Origin of the sequence: Halomonas sp. MMSF_3323, from assembly GCF_030733595.1 — a bacterium.
GTDB lineage: Bacteria > Pseudomonadota > Gammaproteobacteria > Pseudomonadales > Halomonadaceae > Halomonas > Halomonas litopenaei.
In genome coordinates this window covers 1-6,564 of record NZ_JASHIT010000076.1, presented here as the reverse complement: position 1 = coordinate 6,564, position 6,564 = coordinate 1, and the positions used below count along the sequence as shown (strand labels likewise).

Genomic DNA, 6,564 nt, shown 5'->3' with positions numbered 1-6,564 from the left:
GGGGTGTAAATGAGCATTTTGATCCGATTTTTAACGCCGTATTACCGAGCGCAGGCACTTTTCAGACAAGCCCTAGCTGAAGGCTTGTGAAAGGGACTCAGAAGTTGGGCTTGCGCTTCTCGACGAAGGCGCTCATGCCTTCGCGCTGCTCGTCGGAGGCGAAGCACAGGGCAAACAGGCTGGTCTCCAGCGCCAGGGCGCTGTCCAGATCCTGATCCATGCCGTCGTGGATCACCTGCTTGGCACTGCGCACCGCGCCGGGGCCATTGCCGGACAACTGCTTGGTCAGGGTGGCGGCGTAGTCCTCGAGCTCGGCCTGGGACATCACCTGGTTGACCAGGCCAATGCGCAGGGCCTCCTGGGCGTCGATCTTGCGCCCGGTGGTGCAAAGGTCAAGCGCCATGGCCGGGCCGACCCGACGCGGCAGACGCTGGGAGCCACCGAAGCCGGGAATGACCCCAAGCAGTACCTCGGGCTGGCCAAACACCGCGTTGTCGCTGGCCACCGCCCAGTCACAGGCCAGCGCCAGCTCGCAGCCGCCGCCGAGGCAGAAGCCGTTGACCAGCGCCACCACCGGCACCGGCAGCGTCTCGAGGCGCTTGATGGTCTTCAGCGCCTGACCGGCAAAGTCGCGCGCCTCGAGCGGGTTCATCTCGCGCATCGCGGTGATGTCGGCACCGGCCACGAAGGACTTCTCGCCGGCGCCGGTGATCAGCACCGCGCGCAGGCCCTCGCGACCTTCGAGCCGATCAAGGATCTCGGCCAGCGCCTCGATGACCTCGCGATTCAGGGCGTTCAACGCCTTGGGACGGTTGATGGTGAGGCGTACCACGCCATCGTTGTCGACCATCTCGACCAGTTGTTCGCTCACGAAATGCTCCTTGTCAGAGTTGTCAGTTGTCGGCGAGGCCCGCCTGGCGTCGGCGGAGCCTGGCGCGTTCGTCACCTTTGGCCCAACCCTAGCGAACGCTTGGTAGGCTCACAAGCCATCCTTTTGGCGCATGCCACCGCCTCAACCGCTGTAGTCGTGAAAGCCGCGGCCGCTCTTGCGTCCCAGATAGCCGGCGTCGACCATCCGCTTGAGCAGCGGACAGGGGCGATACTTGGGATCGCCGAAGCCATCGGCCAGTACGTTCATGATCGCCAGGCAGACGTCCAGGCCGATCAGGTCGGCCAGCGCCAGCGGGCCCATCGGGTGGGCGGCGCCAAGCTTCATGGCGGTGTCGATGTCTTCGGCGCTGGCCCCCCCTTCCTGCACCAGGAAGGCGGCCTCGTTGATCATCGGCACCAGCAGGCGGTTGACCGCGAAGCCTGGGGCGTCGCCGATCGCCACGGCGGTCTTGCCCATGGACTCGGCCAGGGCTTCGACACGGGCCACGGTCGCGTCGCTGGTCTGCTCGGCGCGGATGACCTCGACCAGCTTGAGCACCGGCACCGGGTTGAAGAAGTGCATGCCGACGACTCGTTCTGGCCGCTGGCACACCGCCGCCAGACGGGTCAGCGACAGCGAGGAGGTGTTGGAGGCCAGCACCGCCTCGGGGTTGAGCTCATCGAGCTCCCGGAACAGGCGTTCCTTGAGCTCCGGCGCTTCCGGCGCCGCCTCGATGATCACCCCGCAGTCGGCCAGGGCCTGAAGCGAGTTGACCGTGGTCAGGCGCGCGCGGGCCTGGTCCCGCTGTTCGGCACTCAGCCGCTGCTTTTCCACCAGCTTGGCAAGGCCCTTGTCGATCGCCGCGCTGGCCCGCTCCAGGGCGGCCTCGGCAACATCATAAAGGCTCACCTCGAAGCCGCTTTGCACCAGCACCTGGGCGATGCCCTGACCCATGGTTCCACCACCGACCACACCGATCCGCGTCTCGCTCACTTGCTTTCTCCCTTGATGGATATTTCCCTCGATCATGACACAACCACGCCGCCCCCGGTCACCCCGAAGGCGGCGTCTGATGATCTGCTCCCCGCTCTGTCTCGGGCGGGCTTACCCTGCCATCAGCGGATGGCAGGCGGCGATCAGCTCTCCTTGGCCTGCTGACGCAGCACGAACTTCTGGATCTTGCCGGTCGAGGTCTTCGGCAGTTCGGTGAAGACGACGCGCTTGGGCACCTTGAAGCGCGCAAGCTTGCCCCGACAGTGCTCGATGATGTCCTCTTCGGTCACCTCACCGCTGGTGGCCTTGAGCTTGACGAAGGCGCAGGGGCTTTCGCCCCACTTCTCGTCAGGCTGGGCCACCACCGCCGCCTCCTCCACCGCCGGATGGGCGTAGAGCGCATCCTCGAGTTCGATGGTGGAGATGTTCTCGCCGCCGGAGATGATGATGTCCTTGGAACGATCCTTGATCTCGATGTAGCCATCGGCGTGCCATACTGCCAGGTCGCCGGTGTGGTACCAGCCACCATCCAGCGCTTCCCGGGTGGCGGCCTCGTTCTTCAGGTAGCCCTTCATCACATTGTTGCCACGCATCATGATCTCGCCGATGCTCTCGCCGTCCTTGGGCAATGGCTCCAGGGTCACCGGGTCGGCGACGCAAAGCGCCTCCAGCATGTGCCCACGCACGCCCTGACGGGCCTTGATGCGGGCACGCTCCTCCAGCGGCAGCTCGTCCCAGGCCTCGCGCCAGGCGCACACCGTCACCGGACCATAGACCTCGGTCAGACCATAGACGTGGGTCACATCGATACCGAGTGACTCCACCCCGGCGATCACCGCAGCAGGCGGCGCCGCCCCGGCGGTGGTGGCCTTGACCGGGTGGTCGATGGCACGACGCTGGGACTCGTCCAGATTGACCAGTCCGTTGAGCACGATCGGCGCGCCGCTGAAGTGGGTCACCTTCTCGTCGGCGATCAGTTCCATGATCTTCTTCGGGTCGACCTTGCGCAGGCAGACGTTGACCCCGGCGTTGGCGGCGATGGTCCAGGGGAAACACCAGCCGTTGCAGTGGAACATCGGCAGCGTCCACAGGTACACCGGGTGATGCGGCATCGCCCACTCGAGGATGTTGCTCACGGCGTTGAGGTAGGCGCCGCGATGGTGATAGACCACGCCCTTGGGCTTGCCGGTGGTACCGGAGGTGTAGTTCAGCGAGATGGCGTCCCACTCGTCTTCGGGCAGGCGGTAGGGGTAGTCGGCGTCACCTTCGGCCAGCAGGTCCTCGTACTCGATCTCGCCCAGGCGCTCGGCCTGGCCCTCGAACTCGGGATCCAGCACGTCGATGACCAGTGGCGGCCTATCGAGGCCCTTGATCGCCTCACGCACCACCTCGACAAACTCAGGGTCCACCAGGATCGCCCGGGTCTCGGCGTGTTCCAGCATGTAGGCAATCGCCGAGGCATCGAGACGGATATTCAGGGTGTTGAGCACGCAACCGGCCAGGGGCACGCCAAAGTGAGCCTCGAACATCGCCGGCACATTGGGCAGCATCACCGACACCGTATCCCCCTTGCCGAGCCCACGACGCTCCAGCGCCGAGGCAAGTCGCCGGCAGCGCTGCCAGGTGGTGGCCCAGTCGCGGCGCGTCTGGCCGTGGACCACCGCCGGCAGGTCCGGATAGACGCTGGCCGCGCGTTCGATGAAGGTCAACGGCGAGATCGCCACGTGGTTGGCCGCGTTGCGCGGCATGCCCTGGTCGTAGATGTTGCTCATTAGACACTCCTGATTGAAGGTCGCATGCGTAGCCACTGGCGGCCTGCGCCTCGCTACGAGGGAAATGACGATGGCCGATCCTGAACAGAAGATAGCCGCCGGTGGACACCGACGGCCAATCGGTTCAGCCAAGCGATACGCCAAGCAGTTCGTCGAAGCCAGCCTCGATGACGCGACGCTGGGCGCGCCCCTCGGGGAGCCACTGGCGCACGGCGAAGTCGGCACAGGCCAGCTTGCGCCGGTAGAAGTCGTCGTCGTTACCGGCGTCCAGCGCGGCCCGGGCGATGATCGCCGCGCGACCCATCTGCCAGGCGCACAGTACGTGGCCGGTCAGCGACAGAAGCGGTGTGGCGTAGGCCTGGATGGCGTCGGCGCCGCGTTCGGCGTCTGCCCCCGCCTCCAGCACCAGGGCCGCACAGGCACGCAGATCCTCGGCACCGGCGGCAAGCTCTGCCCCCAGCGGAGCAAGAGAAGAATGGGCTGACAGCGCTTCGGCGGTGGCCTGCACTTCGTCGATCAGCAGTGACAAGGCCGCGCCGCCATCGCGCTGGAGCTTGCGCCCCGCCAGATCGAGCGCCTGGATGCCGTTGGTGCCCTCGTAGATCGGTGCGATACGCACGTCCCGCAACAGTTGCGCGGCGCCGGTCTCCTCGATGAAGCCCATGCCGCCGTGGACCTGAACACCCAACGAGGCGATGTCCACCGCCTGGTCGGTGGAGAAGCCCTTGACCACCGGGATCAGCACCTCGGCCCGCGCCTGGGCCTCGCGACGGCGCGGTTCGTCCTCATGGTGACGAGCCACGTCGAGTTGCTGAGCGCACAGCAGCGCCAGCGCCCTCAGGGCGTCGGTGCGCGCCCGCATCGACAGCAGCATGCGGCGCACGTCCAGGTGCTCGCCGATGGTGCATGGCTCGCCTCCGCGGGACGGTGGTGTGCGTCCCTGGGAGCGATCGTTGGCGTAGGCCAGGGCGTGCTGGCAGGCACGCTCGGCGACACCGATACCCTGGATACCGACCTTGTGGCGAGCCTCGTTCATCATCGTGAACATGTGGTTGAGGCCGCGCCCGGCCTCCCCCACCAGATAGCCGACGGCGCCGTCCTTCTCGCCGAAGCTGAGGGTGCAGGTGGGACTGCCGTGGATGCCCATCTTGTGTTCGATGGAGGCGCACACCACGTCGTTGCGCTCGCCAAGCGAGCCGTCCTCATTGACCAGGAACTTGGGCACCAGAAACAGCGAGATGCCCTTGTTGCCCTCGGGGGCGTCGGGGGTGCGCGCCAGCACCAGGTGGATGATGTTCTCGGCGGCCTCGTGTTCGCCCCAGGTGATGAAGATCTTCTGGCCGAACAGCCGGTAGTGATCGCCTTCCGGCACCGCGCGGGTGCGCACCCGGGACAGGTCCGAGCCGGCCTGAGGCTCGGTCAGGTTCATGGTGCCGGTCCAGCTGCCTTCCACCAGACGCGCCAGGTAACGCTGCTGGAGTTCGTCGCTGCCATGGTGAGCCAGCGCCTCGATGGCACCCGCGGTCAACATCGGACACAGGCCCAGCGCCATGTTGGCGCCGTGCAGCATCTCCTGCACGCTGCTGGCCACCACCTCGGGCAGCCCCTGACCGCCACGCTCCTCGGACACACCGATCCCGTTCCAGCCGCCCTCGGCGTAGGCCTGGTAGGCCTCGGCGAAGCCGTCGGGCAGTGTCACGCTGCCGTCTTCCAGCCGGCTGCAGCCCTCGCGATCACCACTGGCATTGAGCGGCGCCCAGACATCAGAGGCGAGCTTGGCGGCCTCCTCGAGCACAGCGTCGACCAGCTCGGGGCCAACCTCGGCAAAGGGGGCCAGGTTCAAGGACTCGTGCTCGAGCATTTCCGACAGCACGAAGGACAGGTCTCGCAGGGGAGCGGCGTAGGGATACATGGGGCACCTCGTGAAAACGATACCCGGGATAGTAGTTTCCCTAGTCGGCTCACACTATTGGGCCAAGGTCGCAGTAGACTTCAGGGTTGATCGGGGACAAGCGGCGTGCTCGATAGCGCACGGTAAGGAGGGAACGGACAGAAAATGGGAGGCCGTGGAAAAGGTGCGGAAGGGAGGCCGCCGCCGAACGGGAACGGCGGCGGCCGGTGTGATCAGCGGGTCTGGCGGATCACGTCGGTACCCTCGGGCACCTCGAAGCGGTAGCGCTGGTCATCGATGTTGCCGTTCTGCTCGGCATTATCGAAGGCGATGGCGGTACGCTGACCGGTGCTGTCGGTCATCTCCAGCGCCGCCAGCTGCTCGCTGTAGAAGGTCAGGCGCAGGCTTTCGAACAGGGTGTCCGAGGCCTTGGGCTCCAGGGTGAAGGTCTCGGCGGTGCCTTGCTGCGAGCTCTTGACCTCGTAGCTGTCGGTGAGCTCGTTGGCGCTGCCGGACAGCAGCAGAGCCGGGGTGTGGGTGATGCGCTCATCCAGCGGCTGGATGGTGGCCTGCTCGAGATCGGGGTCATAGAGGGTGACCTCGTCGCCGTCAGAGACCACGATCTGCTCGTAAGGTGCCTTGACCTCCCAGCGGAACTTGCCGGGGCGCGACAGCCACATGTGCCCTTCGGTCTGCTGCAGGCGCTGGCCACTGCCGTCGAGGATCTGCTGCTCGAAGTCGGCGGAATAGGTGTTCAACGGCTCCAGCATGCGGGTCAGGCGCTCAGCGCCGTCGGCCAGGGCGGTGGCGGGGATCGCCAGCGCCAGGGCCAGCGTGGCAAGACCGGAACTCAAGGTAAGGCGTGCGGGCATAGCGTCTCTCCGTCGAAATCGTCGAAATCCTTGTCGCGCCGGAGCGGCTCCGGCGCCGGGAGGATGTCCGTTTGAGTCCAGTATGCCTGGCAAGTTGCCGCTGAACCCGGTCGTGACACCCTCTTGCATGGTGATTACATCCTGACGCGACACTGTCCCCAAATG

At 66.0% G+C, this 6,564-nt stretch carries 5 protein-coding genes; all 5 read right to left on the bottom strand.

Annotation, left to right across the window (positions count from 1 at the left end; translation table 11 throughout):
* Positions 1–97 precede the first annotated feature (97 nt).
* A complete protein-coding gene (locus RBB39_RS22485; RefSeq protein WP_045992902.1) occupies positions 98–871 on the bottom strand; it encodes an enoyl-CoA hydratase-related protein in 774 nt (257 codons plus the stop codon).
* Positions 872–1,012: 141 nt separating this feature from the next.
* A complete protein-coding gene (locus tag RBB39_RS22480) occupies positions 1,013–1,864 on the bottom strand; it encodes a 3-hydroxybutyryl-CoA dehydrogenase (RefSeq protein WP_287165263.1) in 852 nt (283 codons plus the stop codon).
* Between the two features lie 143 nt (positions 1,865–2,007).
* The gene (locus tag RBB39_RS22475) at positions 2,008–3,636 is read right to left on the bottom strand and encodes an acyl-CoA synthetase (RefSeq protein WP_222517178.1); all 1,629 of its coding nucleotides are present in this window, start codon (positions 3,634–3,636) and stop codon (positions 2,008–2,010) included.
* A gap of 124 nt (positions 3,637–3,760) precedes the next feature.
* Positions 3,761–5,548: an acyl-CoA dehydrogenase gene (locus RBB39_RS22470; protein ID WP_306169429.1), complete on the bottom strand. Its 1,788-nt coding sequence runs from the start codon at positions 5,546–5,548 to the stop codon at positions 3,761–3,763.
* 212 nt (positions 5,549–5,760) lie between these two features.
* The gene (gene lolA / locus RBB39_RS22465) at positions 5,761–6,399 is read right to left on the bottom strand and encodes an outer membrane lipoprotein chaperone LolA (RefSeq protein WP_045992906.1); all 639 of its coding nucleotides are present in this window, start codon (positions 6,397–6,399) and stop codon (positions 5,761–5,763) included.
* Positions 6,400–6,564 lie beyond the last annotated feature (165 nt).